This window comes from Rhodococcus sp. YH3-3, assembly GCF_001653035.1.
Taxonomy (GTDB): Bacteria; Actinomycetota; Actinomycetes; order Mycobacteriales; family Mycobacteriaceae; genus Rhodococcus_F; species Rhodococcus_F qingshengii.
In genome coordinates, this window is the sequence record NZ_BCWH01000001.1 from 1,162,489 (window position 1) to 1,181,340 (window position 18,852).

The following is an 18,852-nucleotide window of genomic DNA, read 5'->3' on the forward strand; positions in this document are numbered from 1 at the left end:
ATCACCGGGCGCGAATGTCGACGCGGAACTTTCGTTTGCGTCCACGCAACCTTCCCGGCGAGAGCCCGAAATGCGGCGGGTGCACAATGAGTGAATGCCACGATCAAGCCCCATTTCCGCTTGGAAGTCCCTTCGCGAAGGCAACGAGCGATTTGTCAACGACGCGTCCATTCACCCCAGCCAGGGAATCGCGGACCGCGCGAAACTCGTCGATGGGCAGCACCCCACAGCGGTGCTGTTCGGTTGCGGTGATTCGCGCGTAGCCGCCGAGATCATCTTCGACCAGGGTCTCGGCGACATGTTCGTCGTGCGCACTGCAGGTCACGTGCTCGACGATTCGGTGCTCGGTTCCATCGAGTACGCGGTTCACGTGCTCAACGTGCCGCTCATCGTCGTCCTCGGGCACGACGGTTGCGGTGCCGTGAAGGCAACGCTCGACGCCCTGGACAAGGGCGCAGTTCCCGACGGATTCATCCGCAGTGTGGTCGAGCGTGTTGCTCCGTCCATCCTGATGGGCCGCAACGAGGGCTTGTCCACCGTGGACGAACTCGAAGGCCGTCACGTCGTGGAGACCGGCTCGCTGATCATGCAGAGGTCCCGGATCATCGCCGACAAGGTGGACAAGGGTGCGTGCGCGATCGTCGGCGTCACGTACACATTGTCCGACGGTCACATGCGAGTTCAGGGCGCGGTCGGCGACATCGGCGAGAGCGTCGAGACCGTCGAGGGTTAGATCTTCCGGGGCAGTGGTACCTGGCAGCAGACAATGGGTACCGACACGCCGCCTCAGCTGACGGTTAGTGGACCCTGCGCCAACTACCGTTGAGTCCGTGTTGGAACCTAATGGACCACTGCCCCCCGAGATCTACTGGCGTCGCCGGGCGCTGGCCATTGGTGCCGCCGTCATTGCACTGGCGTTGATCATCTGGGCGGCGTCCGCCCTCTTCGGCGGTGGAAGTGATACCCCGGAGGCCGATTCGGCCGCTGCGAGTTCCTCGCTGACGACGGACGTCTCCTTCACCCCCAACCCTTCCGGCTCCAACGCGCCGGACGGTGGCGGTGGCTCGGGTGGCGGCGCTGCCGGTGGATCAGGTGGCTCGGGCACGCAGGCTTCGGGATCGTCTTCGTCTTCGTCTTCTTCCTCTTCGTCGACCACCGGGGCTCCGGTCCCGGCCGGTCAGTGCGCCGACTCGTCGCTGGCAGTCAAGGCCACCGCAGACAAGGCGACCTTCGCTCCCGGCGAAGAGCCGTCGTTCACGATCGTCATCACCAACATCGGTTCGGCACCCTGTGATCGAGATCTGGCGGGCGGCCTTCAGCAGGTGCTCGTCTACAGCATCGACGGCAAGACCCGGTTGTGGTCCAACGTCGACTGCTACCCACAGCCCGCAGCCGACGTACGCAATCTCGCGCCCGGCGAGCAAGCTGCGTTCAAGGTCGCCTGGTCGGCCACGACGTCGACCCCCGAGTGCGCGACCGCGCAGAACCCCGAGCGCAATCCGGTGGGCGCAGGCGCTTACACGGTTGTCGGGCAGCTCGGTGCACTGCGAAGCTCCCCGGAGCCGTTCAACATCGCATGAGCGCGGGCAAGCCCGAACAGGCCCGCTAGTTGAAGGATCCGGTGATCGACGTTTCCGCGAGCCGGGAAAGTCCCTCACGGATGTGACGCGCCCACAGCCCGCCGATGCCCTCGACCGACTGCAGATCAGCAGCCGTAGCGGCCAGCAGCGACTGGAGAGTGCCGAAGGATCCGACCAGCCGGTGGATCTGATGGAACTGCAATCGAGGTACACGCATCAGCACGCGATATCCGCGAGGAGTCATCGGAGTGTCGAGGGCTTCGATCGTGCCCGGATAACCGAGAACACGCGCAAGAGTCGTGAGATCGAGTAGATCGGCGTCGGTGACGCGATCGAGTGCGACGAGGACGTTGTCCATCGCCGCGGTGCCGATGGGTTCGGGACCGGCAAGATAGTCCCGAACGATGAGTTGACGTGCAATGTCGTTGTCGCCGACCAGTTCTTCGAGCTGCAGTGCCAACTGGCGACCGTCGGTGCCGAGTTCGAGGACATCCTGTTCGATTTCGATCGACACGCGGCGAACCATTTCGAGGCGCTGTACGACGGTCAACGCGTCGCGCAGAGTCACGAAATCCTCGATCTCGACGACCGACAGTTGCCGTGTCACTTCGTCGAGTCGCGCTTTGTATCGTTCGAGCGTCGCGACGGCCTGGTTGGCGCGCGAAAGTATGGTGGCCGAGCCGTCGATGACGTGCCGGATGCCGCCGACGTACACACTGACGATCGACATCGACTGACTGACCGAGACCACGGGATAGCCGGTCTGAATTGCCGTGCGCTCGGCAGCGCGGTGCCTCGTGCCGGATTCGACGGTGGGAATCTTGTGATCGGGAACCAGCTGGACGTTGGCACGCACGATGCGTGTGCCGTCCGTCGAGAGGACAACCGCGCCGTCCATCTTCGACAGCTCGCGCAATCGGGTCGGTGCGAACTCCACGTCGAGGTTGAATCCGCCGTCACACAGCGCTTCCATTTCCTCGTCGTATCCGAGGACGATCAGCGCGCCGGTACGGCCGCGCAGAATTCGTTCGAGCCCGTCTCGCAAAGCGGTACCCGGCGCCAACCTGGCGATGGTCTCTCGCAATGCCGACGACGACTGTGTGTCCGCCATCGCACTGATCATTGAGAAACTCCCTGCTGAGGTCGATGTCACTTCGGTCGGGTCCGATGCCTGCGCCGGACGGATCCCCGTTTAGATTACCTATCCATGAGTAGTACCTGGACCCTGCCTGATGACCTGACTGTCCCGGAGCCGGTCGAATTCTTTCCGGCCGCCGGCGAGAAGCTGCCTCAGCACTGGTCGAAATGCTTCGGCTGCGGCGACGACCAGCCTGCGGGAATGGCGATGAGTTTCAGGGCTGGTAACGGACTGGAAGTGACCGGTCGTCTGGAGGTCGCCAAGAAGTATCAGGGCGGTCCAGGTGTCATTCACGGCGGCATTCTGTCGACGGCATTCGACGAGGCTCAAGGTATGGCATGTATGGCTCTCGGCTCGCCGGTGGTGACCGGGCACCTCGAGATCGACTTCGCCCGGCCGATCCCGTTGGGATCGGTGCTCGAATTCCGGGCTCGCATCGACGGCGTTGTACGCCGCAAGGTCTACACCAGTGCAGAAGCGGTGATCGTCGAAGGTCCGACAGCGGATCCGGACACGGTGGTGGGAACGTCCCGGGGACTGTTCCTGACCATCACCTCGGAACACTTCGCCAAGACCAAGGAGTTCGTGGACGGCGAACCGACGTCCCCGTTCGGCACCTCGTCGGTCTGACGAGGTAGTCGGCCGAACGACGATCACTTCACCGGCGTGAGCTTGGGGCGAGAGGGGGCTTGTTTGCCGCCCATCAATCCGGCGTAGGCCAGTGCCTCGGCCAGATTCGCTACTTCGTTGACGCGCATGCCGGGAATGTTCGGGCCGGAATCGACCGGCACGATGGCGCTGGTGAATCCCAGTCGGGCAGCTTCGATCAGCCGTCGGTTCACCCCGGCAACCCGTCGAACCTCCCCGGCGAGTCCGACCTCGCCGAGGATGACGAGCCCCTTGGGGACGGGTTTGGCTTTCACGGCGGAAGCGACCGCAATGGCGAGAGCCAGATCGGCACCCGGCTCGGTCATCCGCATACCGCCGACGGTCGCGGCGTAGACGTCGGCCTTCGAGATCGACACTCCGACGCGGCGCTCCAACACGGCCAGAACCATGGCCACACGGGCGGTGTCGAGCCCGCTGACGGCTCGGCGAGGTGTCGGTAGCGGCGTGGCGGCGACGAGCGCCTGAACTTCACCGAGTAGAGGTCGCTTACCGTCCATCATCACGGTGACGGCAGTGCCTTCCACAGCTTCTTCACGGTGATGCAGGAACAGGCCGGACGGATCGCTGATCTCGTTGATGCCCTGCTCGCTCAGCTCGAAGCATCCGACCTCGTCGGCCGCACCGAATCTGTTCTTCACGCCGCGGACCATGCGCAGGGTGGAGTGCTTGTCACCTTCGAAGTGCAGAACCACGTCCACGAGATGCTCGAGCGAGCGCGGACCGGCGACGGCGCCGTCCTTGGTGACGTGGCCGATCAGAAGCACCGGAATTCCACTGGCCTTGGCCAGGGAGGTCAGGGCGCTGGTGACGGCCTTGACCTGAGTCACGCCGCCAACGACCCCGTCGACGTCGGCAGCAAGCATGGTCTGCACCGAGTCGACGATGACCAGTGTCGGTTTGACCTGCTCGATGTGGCCGAGGATGGTCGCGAGATCGGATTCGGCCGCCAGATACATCCGTTCGTGGACAGAGTTGGTGCGATCTGCCCGAAGTCGAACCTGACCGGCGGACTCCTCGCCCGTGACGTACAACGCTCGATCATCCGCGCTGCGCATCGCCCAGCGGTAGACGACCTCGAGAAGTAGCGTCGATTTTCCGACGCCGGGCTCGCCCGCGAGCAGCACCACCGAACCCGGTACGACGCCACCGCCGAGGACGCGGTCCAACTCACCGATCCCCGTGGGTTTGGCCTGCGTCGAGGTGCTGTCGATCTGTGTCAGCGGCGTGGCCGGCGTCGTAGGCAGCACGGCGCTTGATCCTGCTTTGGCGAGTGAGGCGCCGGCGCGACTGGCGACGGGTGCCACTACGGCGACCTCGGTCATCGAGCCCCACGAATCGCAGTCCGGACATCTACCGACCCACTTGGGCACTACCGACTGGCATTCGGAGCAGCGGTAGTTCGATTTCACTTTGGCCACCGGGACAGACTAGAGGCGGGGTCCGACATGGACCCCGCCTCTAGTGTGATTTTGAAGTTGTTCTGCGAGGCGCATTGTGCGCCTTGATAATTCGAGGCTCAGTGCCCAGCTTCTGCAACGTCGGGCGACTTGTCCGACTCGTTGCGCTCGAGCTGCGGGCCTGCGTCGACAGGTACGTCGACGGTGACCGATCCGGCCTTCTCGAACTTGAAGGTGATCGGGACGGTCAAGCCGGGGCGAACGCCTGCCTTGATGTCCTGCAGAACGACGAGAGAGAGCGCAGCGGGTGCGTCGTCGTTCTCTTCGTTGTTCTTGATCTGGGTCTCGGCCTCGGTCGCGGCGCCTTCGCCTGCGGGCAACTGACCGGCCTGCAGCGACGTCTGCGGCTTGATCGTCAAGCCACCTACCTCTTCACCTGCGATGACGCGTGCTGCGTAATCGGTGGTGATGCTGACGAGCTTGTCCGTGGTCTCGGCGCTGTCGTTCACGACGGTGAACGCGAGCACGGCGTTGCCGCCCGGCTCGATGCTGTACTCCTCGGACGAGGGGTAAGCGATGTGCACGTTGCGCAGTGCGATCTCACCGAGGTCGGCGCTGTTGCCGTTCACGGCGGCCTGCTGGACGGCGGTCTGGCTCACCTGTCCGGAACCGCAAGCGGACAGCGCGATGGCTGCGCCTGCAGCCAGTGCAATGGCGGTAGCGACTCGACGAGTCGGCTTACGGATAGCAGTCACGATTTGTCCTCCACGGCGTCAGGTTCGCACTCCACTAGGCAGAGTAGTAGATAAGGTCCCGCGGGCTGGCCGTCGGGTCGCCACAACGGTTGTCTGCGTGGGCTTTCAGTCCGTTACGCAGGGGTGCTCCAGACCAGTTGAATGCACGTACAACAAGCCCTGTCAACCCCTACGCTCGAGCAAGGATGCCCCTGACCTGCACAGTTGATGAGTGGTCGGTTCTTTCACGTGTTAAACTAGTGGAATCGAAAGGGGCACGGGACACATGATTTTCAAGGTCGGAGACACCGTCGTATACCCCCATCACGGTGCGGCGCTGATCGAAGCTATCGAAACCCGCACCATCAAGGGTGAGCAGAAGGAGTACCTGGTTCTGAAGGTCGCTCAAGGCGATCTCACAGTACGGGTTCCTGCAGACAACGCAGAGTACGTCGGAGTTCGTGACGTGGTCGGCCAAGAAGGCCTCGACAAGGTTTTCCAGGTTCTGCGAGCACCGCACACCGAAGAGCCCACCAACTGGTCTCGTCGATACAAGGCAAATCTCGAGAAGCTTGCCTCAGGTGACGTGAACAAGGTTGCAGAAGTTGTTCGTGACCTGTGGCGTCGTGAGCAGGACCGCGGACTTTCCGCTGGTGAGAAGCGCATGCTCGCCAAGGCTCGTCAGATTCTCGTCGGAGAGCTCGCGCTCGCCGAGGGCACTGACACCGAGAAGGCAGAGACCATTCTCGACGAGGTCCTCGCGGCCGCGTCCTGACTGCAACACAACAAAGCTGACAGTGGCAGTAGTAGCCCTGGTACCTGCCGCAGGTCGGGGAGTGCGATTGGGCGAGAAATTGCCCAAGGCATTTGTCGAACTCGGTGGGTGCACCATGCTTGCACGCGCGGTCGATGGACTCCGGAAATCCGGAGCGATCGACCGCGTTGTTGTCATTGTGCCGCCTGAACTGGTCGAATCCGTCGTAGCCGACCTCGGTCGTGCAGCGGACGTCGACGTCGTCGGCGGTGGTGCCGAAAGAACCGATTCGGTTCGAGCCGGCCTCAGTGCTGCCGGCGACGCAGATTTTGTACTCGTGCACGATGCCGCACGGGCATTGACACCGCCGGCGTTGATCGCGCGCGTCGTCGACACTCTCCGAGCCGGCAGCTCCGCTGTCATCCCGGTACTTCCGGTTACCGACACGATCAAGTCGGTCGACGTACTCGGCGCAGTCACCGGTACGCCTCTGCGTTCGGAGTTGCGTGCGGTTCAAACTCCCCAAGGATTCTCCACCGACGTCCTGCGCAGTGCGTACGACGCCGGTGACGTCGCCGCGACCGACGACGCCGCTCTGGTCGAGCGGCTCGGTGTTTCGGTGCAGACGATTCCCGGCGACGCCCTCGCCTTCAAGATCACCACTCCGCTCGACCTGGTCCTTGCACGGGCGCTCCTGAGCTCGGAGACAGCGTTGAGTGCGGATTCACAGGACGGAAATTAGATGCGCGTCGGTCTCGGCACGGATGTTCATCCCATCGAGGTCGGTCGTCCTTGCTGGATGGCCGGGTTGCTGTTCGAGGAAGCAGACGGGTGCTCGGGCCATTCGGACGGCGACGTCGCCGTCCACGCGCTGTGTGACGCGTTGCTCTCTGCGGCGGGCCTCGGTGACCTCGGTTCGGTTTTCGGCACCGGCAGGCCCGAATGGGACGGCGTGAGCGGCGCTCGAATGCTTGCCGAGGTTCGCCGACTGCTCGAAGAGAACCAGTTCGCCGTCGGCAACGCCGCGGTGCAGGTCATCGGCAACCGTCCGAAGATCGGGCCACGTCGCGACGAGGCACAGAAGGTGCTCTCGGACATTCTCGGCGCGCCTGTTTCGGTGTCCGCGACCACCACGGACGGCCTCGGCTTGACCGGTCGCGGCGAGGGGATCGCCGCCATGGCCACCGCGTTGGTCATGACAACCGAACACGACAGGTAAGATCGCTGGTCGTGACCCTGCGCCTATACGACACCGGTACGCGGGCCCTTCGGGATTTTGTTCCGTTGGCCCCCGGACATGCATCGGTGTACCTGTGTGGGGCGACAGTTCAGGGTGATCCTCACATCGGACACGTTCGTAGCGGCGTCGCTTTCGACGTGCTGCGACGCTGGCTGTTGGCGCACGGCAACGACGTTGCCTTCGTGCGCAACGTGACGGACATCGACGACAAGATTCTCAACAAGGCCGCCGGCGCCGGTCGACCTTGGTGGGAGTGGGCGGCGACGTTCGAGCGGTCGTTCACGTGGGCCTACGACCAACTGGGTGTGCTGCCGCCGTCCATCGAGCCGCGGGCCACCGGTCACGTGACGCAGATGGTCGAGATGATGGAACGTCTGATCGAGAACGGCCACGCGTACGCGGCGGGCGGTGACGTCTACTTCGACGTGCAGAGCTACCCCGAGTACGGCGCACTGTCCGGCCACAAACTCGACGACGTTCATCAGGGCGAGAGTGCGGCCGAGGGCAAGCGTGATCCTCGCGACTTCACCCTCTGGAAGGCCGTCAAGCCCGGTGAGCCCTCGTGGCCGACGCCGTGGGGACCCGGCCGTCCGGGCTGGCACCTCGAGTGCTCGGCCATGGCGGAGTTCTACCTCGGGGCGGCATTCGACATCCATTGTGGTGGACGCGATCTCGTCTTCCCGCACCACGAGAACGAAATTGCGCAGGCCAAGTGCGCCGGCGACGATTTCGCTCAGTACTGGTTGCACAACGGCTGGGTCACGATGAGTGGCGAGAAGATGTCCAAGTCGTTGGGCAACGTTCTCTCGGTGCCGAACGTGCTCAAGAAGGTTCGTCCGCAAGAACTTCGGTACTACCTCGGTAGTGCGCACTACCGTTCCAATCTCGAGTACTCGGACGAGGCGTTGGACGAAAGTGCGAAGTCCTACCAGGGGCTCGAGTCGTTCGTCCTGCGCACACACAAGCGTGCGGGTGGCGTCGAACTCGGTACGTGGACCGAAGGTTTCGCGGCGGCTCTCGACAACGACTTGTCGGTGCCGATCGCGTTGGCCGAGATTCACGGCAAGGCGAGCGAGGGTAATTCCGCGCTCGCTGCCGGTGATCTCGACGCGGCTCGGGTGGCTGCCGGCCAGGTGCGGGCCATGCTCGCGATCCTGGGCGTCGACCCACTCGACGAGCATTGGACGCAGTCCGGTGGCGACACCGAGACGGCAATGGAAGCTTTGGACGTGTTGGTGCGGGCCGATCTCGATCGTCGGCAGCAGGCACGTACGGAAAAGAACTGGGCGGTGGCGGACGAGGTCCGCGATCGCCTCATCAAGGCGGGTATCGAAGTAACCGATACTCCCGACGGACCCGAATGGTCCCTTAAGGCAGGGCAGTAACAATGGCTGGAAACTCGAGCAGGCGCGGCGCAGTCCGTAAGGGCGGCACCAAGAAGGGCCAGGTTGCCGGTTCCGGCGGTAAGCACCGTCGCGGTCTCGAAGGGCGTGGCGCTACGCCGCCCGCCGAGGCACGCACCAAGCATCCCGCGCCGCAAGGTTCTCGACGGTCCCGAGACAGTGCTCGGACGCAACCCGGTGGTCGAGTGCCTACGCGCCGGCGTTCCCGCGACTGCACTGTGGGTCGCCGTCGGCACCGAGAGCGACGATCGACTGAAGGAATCCGTTCAGCTCGCTGCGGATGCCGGCATCTCGATCCTCGAGGTCCCCCGCACCGATCTGGATCGCCTCAGCGCCAACGGTCTTCACCAGGGCATCGCCCTGCAGGTTCCGCCGTACCGCTACGCGCACCCGGACGATCTTCTCTCGGAGGCACGCAAGCATGCCGAGCCGCCGCTGCTCGTCGCGCTGGACAACATCACCGATCCCCGCAACCTGGGTGCCGTCGTGCGCTCGGTCGCAGCTTTCGGTGGACACGGCGTCGTGATTCCGGAGCGTCGTAGCGCGAGCGTGAGTGCTGTCGCTTGGCGTACCAGCGCCGGCGCTGCCGCTCGTTTGCCGATTGCTCGGGCAACCAACCTCACCCGCACGCTCAAGGACTGGGCATCGAAGGGTGTTCAGGTCGTCGGTCTCGACGCCGAGGGCGACACCACTCTCGACGATTTCGACGGCAGCGGTCCCGTTGTGATCGTGGTCGGTTCCGAGGGCAAGGGCCTTTCGCGCCTCGTCCGCGAGAACTGCGACGCGATCCTGTCGATTCCGATGGCCGGTCCGGTCGAGTCGCTCAACGCCTCGGTTGCCGCCGGAGTCGTCCTGGCGGACATCGCCCGCAGGCGTCGTAGCAGCTGAGTTCTAACGGCTTTCGGGTGAGTCTGGCGGGGTTCTAGCTCCGTACCGACCAGGCTTCCCACAGTGCAGCGTAGGAACCGTCCGCGCCGATCAGTTCGTCATGTGTCCCGCTCTCGACTACGCGGCCACCGCTCATGACGAGTATGCGATCGGCGCGGACTGCTTGGCTCAGCCGGTGTGCGATCACCACGGCGGTCCGGCCGGTGACTGCTAGTTCGGCTGCCTGATCGAGTAGACCGGCTGCGGTGGTTCCGGCTTCGGCAGTCGCCTCGTCGAGGATGACGACGGGAGGATCGAGCAGAGCCAGTCGGACGAGGGCTATGTGCTGTGCCTGCGCTGCCGTCAACTGGTACCCACCGGCCCCGACCCTGGTCTCGAGTCCGTCCGGAAGTTCATGAATCCATTGAGCTTTCATCGTGTCGACGGCTTCGGCGATCTTCGCATCGTCCGAATCTGGTGCACACAACCGGAGATCGTCGGCGATCGTCCCGACGAACACGTGAACTTCCTGGCTGACGAGGACGACTTCGTGCCGAAGTTCGGCATCACTCAGGTCGTCAATCAGTGTGCCGTCGACGGTGATTCGCCCGTCCCCGACGGGAATGATGCCGGCAATCAGTTTGGCGAGCGTGGTCTTTCCGGCGCCGCTGCTTCCGACGACGGCGATTCGTTCCCCCGGTGCGATCGAGATCGAGATCGAATCGATCACCGGGGTGGAGTTGTCGTACGAGTAGGAAACCCGGTCCACCTCGACGCCGATGGGTTCGGACCGAGCCGAGGCAGGAATGCTCGTGGGCCGCCTGGGCATCGCGGTGACTCCGATCAGGCGAGCCAGGCTGGCACCCGCATCCTGCAATTCGTCGATGTTCGAGAGAAATACCGCGATGGGGCTGAACAGACTGTGGAAGTAGAGGGCGGCGGCGGTAGCGGCCCCGATGGACACCGAGTCTGTGGTCACGAGCCAGTAGCCGACGCTCAGGACGGCGGCCAGTCCGAGCAGTTCGGCGCCGTTGAGTTGGGCGAAGAAGTTGGTGCGCAGGCGAACTGCCTGCATGTCGAAGCTGATGGCATGCTCGGAGGTCTCGGCGATTCGGTCGATGTGCTCGTCTGTTCGCCGCAGGGCAGTGACAGTGCCTGCGCCTCCGAGAGTTTCGATGAGCTGTTGTCCCCGCCTGGCCTGCGCAGCGCGAGAGCGTCGGTAGACGGGTCCGGAGCGTCGGAGGAAATGACGAAGAGCGAAATAGTGAATCGGCGCAACGGCAACGATTGCCACGGTGAAGCGCCAATCGATCACTCCCACACCGACAAGCGTCAGTGAAATCATGAACAGGGCAGACACGGTGGCGGGTAGTACTCGCGCGATGACGGTGTTTACCGCTTCGACGTCGCCCGAGACCCGGGAAATCAGATCACCGGTTCCGGCATCCTCGACCAGTGACGACGGCTGCGCGAGGGTGGCGGCGAACACGTCCTCACGAAGGTCGGCCAGCACGTTCTGCGCGACGTTCGCCAGAAGCTGTGTGCTCCACCAGGTCAGCGCAACCCCTGCTGCCGCTGCGCCGAGCATGAACGCGGTGATACGCAGGAGTGAGGCAAACGGTTTGCCCTCCGTGACCGCATCGACCATGAGTCCGAGCAGTGCCGGGGTGGACAGGCCGCAGGCCGTAGCAGAGAGAAGCACGACGGTCGTGAGTGCGAGCGCTCGCTTGCGTGGCCGAAGCAGTGCGATCAATGCGCGGACGGTCTGCTTGGTCGACGCGATCGGCAGGGCAGATACAACCGGAACAGCAGATGCATCCGGAAGGGTATCGGTCACAGCGACTCTCCCTCCCGAACGCCGTGGTCGATCGTGACGACACGGTCACACGAATGGAGCAGGGTCGGGCTCGAGGTGATCACCAGAATGGCCTTGTCGGGGAAGTTTCTCAGCGAGTGTGCAATTCGATGCTCGGTGACAGAGTCCACGGAAGTGGTGGGTTCGTGGAGGACCAGGATCGGCTGGGGTTGATGGAGAGCGCGGGCGAGGAGAAGGCGTTGGCGTTGACCTCCGGAGAGTTTCTTTCCTTGCTCGCCTACCTCGGAGAGGTGGCCGTCGGGCAGATGCGTCAACACGTCGTCGAGCGCAGATGACGTCATTGCCGACGAGTCGACGTTCGGTGCAGCCAGATTGTCGAAGACGGTGCCGGTGAACACGGTTCCTTCATGGGCGGAGACGAACACCTGATCACGAACTCCGTCCGGGCCGAGGTCGGTTGCATCGGTGCCGAATACGAAGTAAGAGTCGGGGGCGAGCGGGGTCTGATAGGCGAGTTGTCGTGCCAGTCGGTCGGCGGAATCGTCAGCGCGCACGCCCACCACTTCTCCGCGTCGAGCTGAGACGACAGTTCCGTTGTCCGCCGAAATCAATAGGGCGTCTCCACTTCTGGCAGGTTCGGTCGTGGCCGTGGCGGCCAGCGATTCGATCAGGTGTGGCTCGGCCAACAGTTCGGAAAGTCTGCGCGCGGAACCTCGCTTGGCAGCGAGTTCGGCACCGAAGAACCCCAGCGTTTCCATCGGACCGGCAATCACTCTGCTCAAGCCGACAACGGTGACGAAGTTGCCCACGGTGATCGTGCCTTGATGCGCCATCCACGCGGCTCCAAGCGCAACCGAAGCCAGCACCAACGCGGAGACCCCGGAATTGAGCGCGGTCAGGCTGGACATTGCTCTGACCGTCCGGATCGCTGCCTTCATCGACTCCCGGCTCGCGTTGACGTATCGCGACAGGGCGGTGGGTTCAGCCCCGAAACCCTTCAGTACCCGCAGTCCCAGCGTGAAATCCGTTGCAAGCATGCCTGCCTCGGCTGCCTTCTTCTGCTCTGCATACACGCGCTCGTCCAACGGACCGCTGATCTTGTGGATGAATATGAGCTGCGCAGCGGTGATGAGTACGACGATCAGTGCGAGCGGCCACGAGACGAAGGCAAGCGAAATCACTGCCGCGGCGAGCCCCGCAAATGCCGAGCCCTGTTCGGCGACAACCCAGGAGAAGCCCGAGACGTGTGAGGCATCCGAGGTAGAGATGGTGAGAACTTCACCGGTCGAACGCTGAGCTTTCATCCCCCTGGCATCGAGTATTCGTCTGGCAGCATTCAGTCGTAGGTCGTGTTCGCCGTAGACGAAGACCTGCGTGTTCAGGCGAACTGCGATGCGCCACGACAGAGCGAGTCCCACGAACAGAGCACACAGCACCGCAAGCCACACGAGAAGTGCTGTGCTGTCGGACTTTCCGATTGCCCGGTCGACGACGGTGCCGATCAGCACCGGGATGAGGGCTTGAGCTACCTGATACGACGCCTGCCCGGTGACGGCTGCAACCAGTCGCGGGCCGCGTCCGGAGGAGAATGATCCGACTCGGATCATCTCCATCGGACCGGAACGAGTTTCGGGCAGCGCTGACACTCGTGAAACTCCTCGCCCAGATCTGAACACTCGTTGTGCAGTTCTACGGTAGAGCCGGTGCGAGTGCGGAAAGTGCTCGCAGATGCCAAGGGCTACGCGGCAGCGGACAGATGGAGTATCGACACCCCATTACCGGGATCGGGTCTCGATATACCTGGCTGGTCGAAACAAAGTACGTTTGCGAAGAGAGCTGACAGAAGATGAAGAGCACTACCCGAATAGTGGCTGCGTTGGCCGCGATTGCCCTGCTCGCAGGCTGCCAGAGCAGCACCGAGTCAACAGCGTCGGAGGGCACGACGCAGTTGGCCGAGGCCGGCGCGCTGCCGGTCACCGTTGATCACGCGTACGGGTCGACCACCATCGAGACCGAACCTCAGCGGATCGTGACGATCGGCTGGAACAGCCAGGATTCGGTCCTCGCACTGGGCAAGACACCCGTCGCCATGGAGTCGTTCAGTGGGGCAGGCTTGGAGAACGGCATCCTGCCGTGGGACGAAGAATTGTTGGGCGATGTCGAACCCACGTTGCTCGACAGCACGTCCGGTGTGCCGTTCGAGCAGATCCTGGCGTTGGAGCCGGACGTGATCATCGCAGTGGTCTCGGGAATCACCGAAGACGACTATGCACGTCTTTCCCAGATCGCACCCACCATTCCGTTCAAGGAGACCGCATGGGCGACCACGTGGCAGGAACAGTTGTCGACCATCGGATCAGTACTCGGCCAACCGAAGCGGGCTGCCGAGCTGATCGAGGAAACTGACGATTCCATAGCCGACCTGGCTGCCGGATCCCCCAATCTGAACGGGAAAACCTTGACCTTCCTCTCGGGAAACATCGACGGCCTCACCAATTACTGCGCTGACGACGGCCGAGTCATCCTGATGTCCCAGCTCGGACTGAAGCAGTCGGCCGGAAGCGCAGAGCTGTGCGGCGACACCCAGGGGTCGGTGACTGCATCGCGCGAACAGTACAACGAACTGGACGCGGACGTGATCGTGCTCAACGACGCGAGTGGGCAGGGGCTCCCCGGATTGATGGGGGACAAGTTGTTTGCCGACCTGCCGGCAGTCAAGGACGGCAGGCTGATTCAGCAGCTCGGTCTGGCACGAGTCATGGCCTTGGCTTCACCCACGTCGCTGAGCGTCAAATATGCTTTCGCGGAACTCGTCTCGAAGATGAACGGGTTCTGACCAGTTAGGCTGACAACTCGCACGCGTCCGAGTAGTAGTTCTTCGGTGTGCGTCCGGTGACCTTGCGGAACACGCTGGTGAAGGCGCTGGGGGTTTCGTATCCGACGCGACGGCTTACCGTCGAAACAGGAACGCCCGCAGCGAGATAGGACATCGCAGCGCGGACGCGAACTTGAATTCGCCACTCGGTGAAGGACATCCCCGTGCCTTGAGAGAACACGCGGCTCAGGGTGCGGGGGCTTCCGCCGACCACGTAGGCCCAATCGGCAAGCCCGCGTTGATCGGCGGGGTCGGCGATCAGGCGGCGTGCAACGGCGAGGGCCCGGGGATCGGCGGGCATCGGTACTGCGACATCAGCCGCCTCGATGGGCGCGAGCGTGTCGAAGACTACGGATTCGGCGCGCAAGCGAGCCTCGGTAGGCATATTTCGCTGGTGCAGATGGATGAGCATCGTCTTGACGACGTCGTCGATGCCGATGATCGCGGGTTTTGTCCACGGGTGGGGGAACGACTCGGGCCGGAAATAGGTGAAACGAGCCTCGGTGGATGCGCCGAGCGTGATGCGCCGTGGAGTTCCAGCCGGAATCCACATGCCGACCGTCGGTGGTATCTGCCAACGAACGTCGTCGATGTACGCGCTCATCTCGCCGGAAGCGCCCCAGAGGAGTTCGTGTTCGGGATGGCGGATCTCACGCCACGCGCGCTTCTGATCACGCCCGATGGTGGACGTCGTCATCGAGAAGGGGAGCGGAACGTACCGGCCTGCCGGCACAGCCCAGTACGGAAATCCTGTGGAACTCATCGGTGGATCATACCGCGAATGACTTAGGTAATGCTTTCCTATTTGGTTCTTTGATGCAGGCGCGACGGAGTGTGATCGCCACAAAAGATCGAGGGTGGCACCGAGTCCGAAGACTCGATGCCACCCTCGAACACATTCCCCGACGGAGTGTTTACAGGTGGAGCAGGCGGAGCGAGTGAATCAGCTGCCGTTGGCCAGGACACCGCTGATGATGTCGGAGATGAAGCCGGCCGGGTTGTCGAGGATGGAGGATCCGGCCGAACCGGTTCCGCCCTCGCCGTCAGAAGAGCCGAAGCCCAGATCTGCCGAGCCCGATGCGGCCGCCTCGCCGGGGTTCTTGGCGCGGATCTTGGCGTAGACGCCGCTGATGTTCTGTTCGGTATTGAACGTCGAGATACCGATCGAGCTCGACATTTCCTGGTACGAGCCGATCGGTGCATCGTCGGCGACGAGGTACTGCGCCTCGATCGTCACGGTCTTGCTTCCGGTGGGTGAGATCAGCCAGCCGGTGCTGGGCACATTCACGGTTCGGGCGGCAGTGTCAACCGAAGGCGTGACGGATTCGGTCTTCTGACCGCCGATCAAGTGCCACGCGTTGACCGTTGCCGTGCCCTGGATGTACTTGAACGTGGCGGGGTAGCGGTCGACGAACTGGTCGACGTAACGCTCGGGGTGGCCTGTTGTGGAGATGACCGTGCGCACGGTGACTTTGCCGCCGGGTGCAACTTCGCCGTCGCCCACGATGCTCTTGGTGATTCGGACGTTGGAGGAGTTGACCGTTGCCGCGGACGGGTGGGTGGCATCGGCGCTCGCGGTGCCTGCGGTCATCACGAGTCCGCTGGTGGCAAGTGCAGCGATTGCGATTCCGGTGAGTGTTTTGCGCATTGAAAAACGTGACATGAAATTCTCCGTTCGAGGGGTTCACGCTGACGGCGATGGGATGACTCTTCAAAGGTTGCGCCGCGGTAACCATTGAAACCTATCGGACGCTTGCTTATGTATCAGTTCGGCAGAATTTACGGAAAAGTCCGAATTGAGAGGACTTTTTCGGTGTCGATTGCCTGCCGTTAACTGATTGTCGACTATTTCGACGAAAAGCTGGGCGAATGTCCAGGTCGACTGTATCGTACTTCGAGAGTCGGGTTGCAACAAGTTCCAGTAATCAATGAATTCGGTTGTCCTGGAACCACACAGAGTGGAGATTGTTCGTGGCAAAGTTTGGATCCAGGAATCGTAGTCTGTCCACCGTTGGAGCTGGTTTGGGGGTGATTGCTCTTGCTGTGGGCGCAAGCGCGCTGGGTGCGGGAGTCGCGACTGCCGAGACAGCAACTTCCGGTGCCTACACATTTACTCGCACCGTGGACAATGCGTCGCCGAAGATCGGTGACACGATCACCTACACGACAGTGTCGAAGAAGAGCGGAATCGACGGGTATATCAGCAGGTTCACCGAGACGCATGCCGCATGCTTGACCTTTGTCCCGGGCTCGGCGAAGGTCACGAAGTTTCACGTTGGCGGGACGATGACCGAAACCACTGAAACGCCGGAACTGACAGCCACGACGCTCGAGGTGACCAGTGCCGGCTGGATCAACAACGGCAGCAAACCGGTGACCATGAAGACCAGCTACACGGTTACTGCTTCGTGTGCGCCGGGAACCGTGTACGGAAGTGGATTGGCGGTAGGTGCCACGGTGATGGGCAACGGATTCCAGTCGAGTGCGAATTTCGCCAACTTGGGCCCGTCCATCACTGTCCGCGCCGCGGATGTGGTCGATCCGGTTGACCCGGTCGATCCCGTTGATCCGGTTGATCCCACTGGCCCCGGAACCGGTGGCGGAATCGGATCGCTCGGCTCGTTGAGTGGTGGCCTCGGTTCCCTCAGCGGCCTGTTCGATTCGAGCTAGGCGAGAGTTGTGAAACGGCGGGGGGGGGGGGGGGGGGGGGGACCATCAGGTGCTCAGCCGAATTCGATCGAGGTGTTGATTTCTTCCACCTGGTTGGAGGTCTGCATGTTCGTCGTGTCGGTGAACTGGTTTGCAAAGCTGACCAGGTAGACCGGCGAGTTGTCGTCGGCTTGGTAAGCGACGACCGTCATGACGGCGTAGAGCGGAACGTCCAGGTTTGGGGCGGTCCAGGTTCCGGAGAGGCGGAAACCCTGCTGTCCGTCGACGTCGATCTCGGTGTACTTCACCTCGGTCCACCCGTCGAGAGTGGCGATCGTTTCACGCGCAGCGGCAAGAACCTCGTCTTTTGTTGCGGTGCCCTGGTTTTCGACCGTCACCGTGGTGTTCGGCATGAAACCGCTGGGTTCCTGGCTGTTGCTGGACAACGCGTCCGTAACGCCGGCAGGGATGTTCTCGCCGTGAGTCCAGCTCGGCGGGAGGCTGACGCTGATGCTCGGCGCTTCGGGGTCGTCGCCGGTTTCGATCGTCGTCCGCTCACCGATGAACGGTGTTCCGTCCCGCAAAGTCGGCGTCGCGGCAGCGGCAGACGGCGAGGATGCAGAACTTTCGGAAGCAGTGGTCTCACTGGTGTTGGTATCACTGGAGACGGCGTCGCCGCTTTCCGAACTGCTGCATCCGGACAAGACGAGTGCAGCAGTGATCAGTGACGCTATTCCGAGAGCAAGTGTGCTGCTCTTAGGGCTCATAGTGTGACAGTCCTTCAGGTTTTGGCGACGGCCGAGCGCCGCCGGCAGCATTGCTGGCGCGGCTGAGACTATCAGCGCTACGACGGCCGAGTAGTGGCCTTGAAGGTAATGGTGCTGCCGGGCCGCAGCTGTGCCAGCGACGCAATCCCGGCGTCGGAAACGACGGCGATGACCGGGTATCCGCCGGTCACGGGATGGTCGGCGAGGAACACGACGGGCTGGCCGCCTGGTGGCACCTGGATGGATCCCGTCACGACGCCTTCGCTCGGCAATTCCTCGGTGTGTGAGCGATGCAAAGGCCCTTGGCCCTGTAGCCGGACCCCGACTCGGTTGGTGTGTTCGGTGACTTTCCACGTGGTGTGAAGGAGCGCGTGAACGGATGCGGCGGTGAACCAGGAATTTCGGGGGCCGAGCGTGATCTCGATCGGAACTGCGCCGAGTGCAGGTGCCGGCGGTGGAATCAACTCTTCGGTGGGCCACGTCCCTTCCTCGGCCCCGAGGAGGAGCAGATCGCCGGCGGCGAGCGGCGGCGGCCCGATTCCGGAGAGCGTGTCGGTGGATCTGCTTCCGAGTACCTGCGGGACGTCGACGCCACCGCGTGCAGAGATGTACGTTCTCAACCCGGTTGTGCTGTAACCCAATTCGAGAATGCTGCCACTACCCAGATGGATGCTCGCGTAGTCAGGTGCCGGCCGTCCGTCGACGGCCAGCGGCACCCGCGCGCCTGTCGCTGCCACCGTCATCGAACCGACGGCCCGCATAGCGAAACCCCCAGCGGTGACTTCGATGGTTGCTGCTCGAAAAGTGTTGCCTACGAGTCTGTTGGCGCTGTCGTGCGAGATCATGTCGACGGCGCCGGATCTTCCGACCCCGAGGGCGCCGTAGCCTCTCCGCCCGCGGTCCTGAACTGTGGCGAGCGGGCCGGTACGCACAACCTCGAGCCAGGCCATGAATCCATTGTCC

Annotated in this window: 18 protein-coding genes and 1 pseudogene; 10 read left to right on the forward strand and 9 right to left on the reverse strand. The window is 63.0% G+C overall.

What is annotated here, in order from left to right; all coding sequences use genetic code 11:
• Positions 1 to 94: 94 nt before the first annotated feature.
• Both YH3_RS05460 and YH3_RS05465 read left to right on the forward strand, forming a co-directional pair.
• Positions 95 to 733, forward strand: a complete 639-nt coding sequence (locus tag YH3_RS05460; protein ID WP_007726896.1) for a carbonic anhydrase — start codon at positions 95 to 97, stop codon at positions 731 to 733.
• Positions 734 to 830: 97 nt separating this feature from the next.
• A complete protein-coding gene (locus YH3_RS05465; RefSeq protein WP_064443473.1) occupies positions 831 to 1,580 on the forward strand; it encodes a DUF4232 domain-containing protein in 750 nt (249 codons plus the stop codon).
• Positions 1,581 to 1,605: 25 nt separating this feature from the next.
• Here YH3_RS05465 and disA read toward each other — a convergent pair whose 3' ends face one another.
• Positions 1,606 to 2,691 carry a DNA integrity scanning diadenylate cyclase DisA gene (gene disA / locus YH3_RS05470; RefSeq protein ID WP_024487741.1) on the reverse strand — a complete coding sequence of 362 codons (1,086 nt, stop codon included), beginning with the start codon at positions 2,689 to 2,691 and terminating at the stop codon, positions 1,606 to 1,608.
• 96 nt (positions 2,692 to 2,787) lie between these two features.
• Between disA and YH3_RS05475 the strand changes: the two genes are divergently transcribed.
• A complete protein-coding gene (locus tag YH3_RS05475; protein WP_003945494.1) occupies positions 2,788 to 3,348 on the forward strand; it encodes a PaaI family thioesterase in 561 nt (186 codons plus the stop codon).
• Between the two features lie 23 nt (positions 3,349 to 3,371).
• Here YH3_RS05475 and radA read toward each other — a convergent pair whose 3' ends face one another.
• Positions 3,372 to 4,805 carry a DNA repair protein RadA gene (gene radA / locus YH3_RS05480; protein ID WP_003945739.1) on the reverse strand — a complete coding sequence of 478 codons (1,434 nt, stop codon included), beginning with the start codon at positions 4,803 to 4,805 and terminating at the stop codon, positions 3,372 to 3,374.
• Positions 4,806 to 4,903: 98 nt separating this feature from the next.
• Entirely contained in the window at positions 4,904 to 5,539 is a 636-nt protein-coding gene (locus tag YH3_RS05485) for a lipoprotein (protein WP_007726888.1), read from the reverse strand.
• A gap of 265 nt (positions 5,540 to 5,804) precedes the next feature.
• On the opposite strand from YH3_RS05485, the gene carD reads away from it, so the two are divergent.
• The 5 genes and pseudogenes from carD (at position 5,805) to rlmB (ending at position 9,803) form a co-directional block, all read left to right on the forward strand.
• On the forward strand, positions 5,805 to 6,293 hold the full coding sequence (gene carD, locus YH3_RS05490; RefSeq protein ID WP_003945666.1) for an RNA polymerase-binding transcription factor CarD: 489 nt from the start codon (positions 5,805 to 5,807) through the stop codon (positions 6,291 to 6,293).
• A gap of 22 nt (positions 6,294 to 6,315) precedes the next feature.
• Complete coding sequence (gene ispD / locus YH3_RS05495; protein WP_003945606.1) at positions 6,316 to 7,014, forward strand: 2-C-methyl-D-erythritol 4-phosphate cytidylyltransferase; 699 nt, start codon at positions 6,316 to 6,318, stop codon at positions 7,012 to 7,014.
• Positions 7,015 to 7,491 (forward strand): 2-C-methyl-D-erythritol 2,4-cyclodiphosphate synthase, encoded by a 477-nt coding sequence (gene ispF / locus YH3_RS05500; RefSeq protein WP_047269647.1) that lies wholly within the window; start codon positions 7,015 to 7,017, stop codon positions 7,489 to 7,491.
• An 11-nt stretch (positions 7,492 to 7,502) separates the two neighbouring features.
• On the forward strand, positions 7,503 to 8,897 hold the full coding sequence (cysS, locus tag YH3_RS05505) for a cysteine--tRNA ligase (RefSeq protein ID WP_003945830.1): 1,395 nt from the start codon (positions 7,503 to 7,505) through the stop codon (positions 8,895 to 8,897).
• Positions 8,898 to 8,899: 2 nt separating this feature from the next.
• A pseudogene (gene rlmB / locus YH3_RS05510) lies at positions 8,900 to 9,803 on the forward strand (23S rRNA (guanosine(2251)-2'-O)-methyltransferase RlmB).
• 34 nt (positions 9,804 to 9,837) lie between these two features.
• On the opposite strand, the gene YH3_RS05515 reads toward rlmB, so the two are convergent.
• Both YH3_RS05515 and YH3_RS05520 read right to left on the reverse strand, forming a co-directional pair.
• Positions 9,838 to 11,619 carry an ABC transporter ATP-binding protein gene (locus YH3_RS05515; protein WP_064443087.1) on the reverse strand — a complete coding sequence of 594 codons (1,782 nt, stop codon included), beginning with the start codon at positions 11,617 to 11,619 and terminating at the stop codon, positions 9,838 to 9,840.
• A complete protein-coding gene (locus YH3_RS05520) occupies positions 11,616 to 13,244 on the reverse strand; it encodes an ABC transporter ATP-binding protein (protein ID WP_064443088.1) in 1,629 nt (542 codons plus the stop codon). The genes YH3_RS05515 and YH3_RS05520 overlap by 4 nt, the downstream gene beginning before the upstream one ends.
• Before the next feature lie 200 nt (positions 13,245 to 13,444).
• Between YH3_RS05520 and YH3_RS05525 the strand changes: the two genes are divergently transcribed.
• A complete protein-coding gene (locus YH3_RS05525; protein WP_003945426.1) occupies positions 13,445 to 14,434 on the forward strand; it encodes an iron-siderophore ABC transporter substrate-binding protein in 990 nt (329 codons plus the stop codon).
• Between the two features lie 4 nt (positions 14,435 to 14,438).
• Here the strand turns inward: YH3_RS05525 and YH3_RS05530 are convergent, their stop codons facing one another.
• Together YH3_RS05530 and YH3_RS05535 are read right to left on the reverse strand one after the other, a co-directional pair.
• Positions 14,439 to 15,236 carry an AraC family transcriptional regulator gene (locus tag YH3_RS05530; RefSeq protein ID WP_031332820.1) on the reverse strand — a complete coding sequence of 266 codons (798 nt, stop codon included), beginning with the start codon at positions 15,234 to 15,236 and terminating at the stop codon, positions 14,439 to 14,441.
• Between the two features lie 180 nt (positions 15,237 to 15,416).
• Entirely contained in the window at positions 15,417 to 16,136 is a 720-nt protein-coding gene (locus YH3_RS05535) for a hypothetical protein (protein WP_003945935.1), read from the reverse strand.
• Between the two features lie 365 nt (positions 16,137 to 16,501).
• Here YH3_RS05535 and YH3_RS05540 point away from each other — a divergent pair, with 365 nt between their 5' ends.
• Positions 16,502 to 17,143: a hypothetical protein gene (locus tag YH3_RS05540; RefSeq protein WP_064443089.1), complete on the forward strand. Its 642-nt coding sequence runs from the start codon at positions 16,502 to 16,504 to the stop codon at positions 17,141 to 17,143.
• A gap of 53 nt (positions 17,144 to 17,196) precedes the next feature.
• Here the strand turns inward: YH3_RS05540 and YH3_RS05545 are convergent, their stop codons facing one another.
• Complete coding sequence (locus YH3_RS05545) at positions 17,197 to 17,889, reverse strand: LpqN/LpqT family lipoprotein (protein ID WP_039973380.1); 693 nt, start codon at positions 17,887 to 17,889, stop codon at positions 17,197 to 17,199.
• Positions 17,890 to 17,966: 77 nt separating this feature from the next.
• Complete coding sequence (locus tag YH3_RS05550) at positions 17,967 to 18,839, reverse strand: biotin-dependent carboxyltransferase family protein (protein WP_064443090.1); 873 nt, start codon at positions 18,837 to 18,839, stop codon at positions 17,967 to 17,969.
• Positions 18,840 to 18,852: the final 13 nt, after the last annotated feature.

What these genes read in the sequence shown, in the direction of transcription:
- YH3_RS05460 (WP_007726896.1), top strand. Translation starts at nt 95, where the DNA reads ATGCCACGATCAAGCCCCATTTCCGCTTGGAAGTCCCTTCGCGAAGGC.
- disA (WP_024487741.1), bottom strand. Translation starts at nt 2,691, where the DNA reads ATGGCGGACACACAGTCGTCGTCGGCATTGCGAGAGACCATCGCCAGG.
- YH3_RS05475 (WP_003945494.1), top strand. Translation starts at nt 2,788, where the DNA reads ATGAGTAGTACCTGGACCCTGCCTGATGACCTGACTGTCCCGGAGCCG.
- carD (WP_003945666.1), top strand. Translation starts at nt 5,805, where the DNA reads ATGATTTTCAAGGTCGGAGACACCGTCGTATACCCCCATCACGGTGCG.
- ispF (WP_047269647.1), top strand. Translation starts at nt 7,015, where the DNA reads ATGCGCGTCGGTCTCGGCACGGATGTTCATCCCATCGAGGTCGGTCGT.
- YH3_RS05525 (WP_003945426.1), top strand. Translation starts at nt 13,445, where the DNA reads ATGAAGAGCACTACCCGAATAGTGGCTGCGTTGGCCGCGATTGCCCTG.
- YH3_RS05530 (WP_031332820.1), bottom strand. Translation starts at nt 15,236, where the DNA reads ATGAGTTCCACAGGATTTCCGTACTGGGCTGTGCCGGCAGGCCGGTAC.
- YH3_RS05535 (WP_003945935.1), bottom strand. Translation starts at nt 16,136, where the DNA reads ATGTCACGTTTTTCAATGCGCAAAACACTCACCGGAATCGCAATCGCT.
- YH3_RS05545 (WP_039973380.1), bottom strand. Translation starts at nt 17,889, where the DNA reads ATGAGCCCTAAGAGCAGCACACTTGCTCTCGGAATAGCGTCACTGATC.
- YH3_RS05550 (WP_064443090.1), bottom strand. Translation starts at nt 18,839, where the DNA reads ATGGCCTGGCTCGAGGTTGTGCGTACCGGCCCGCTCGCCACAGTTCAG.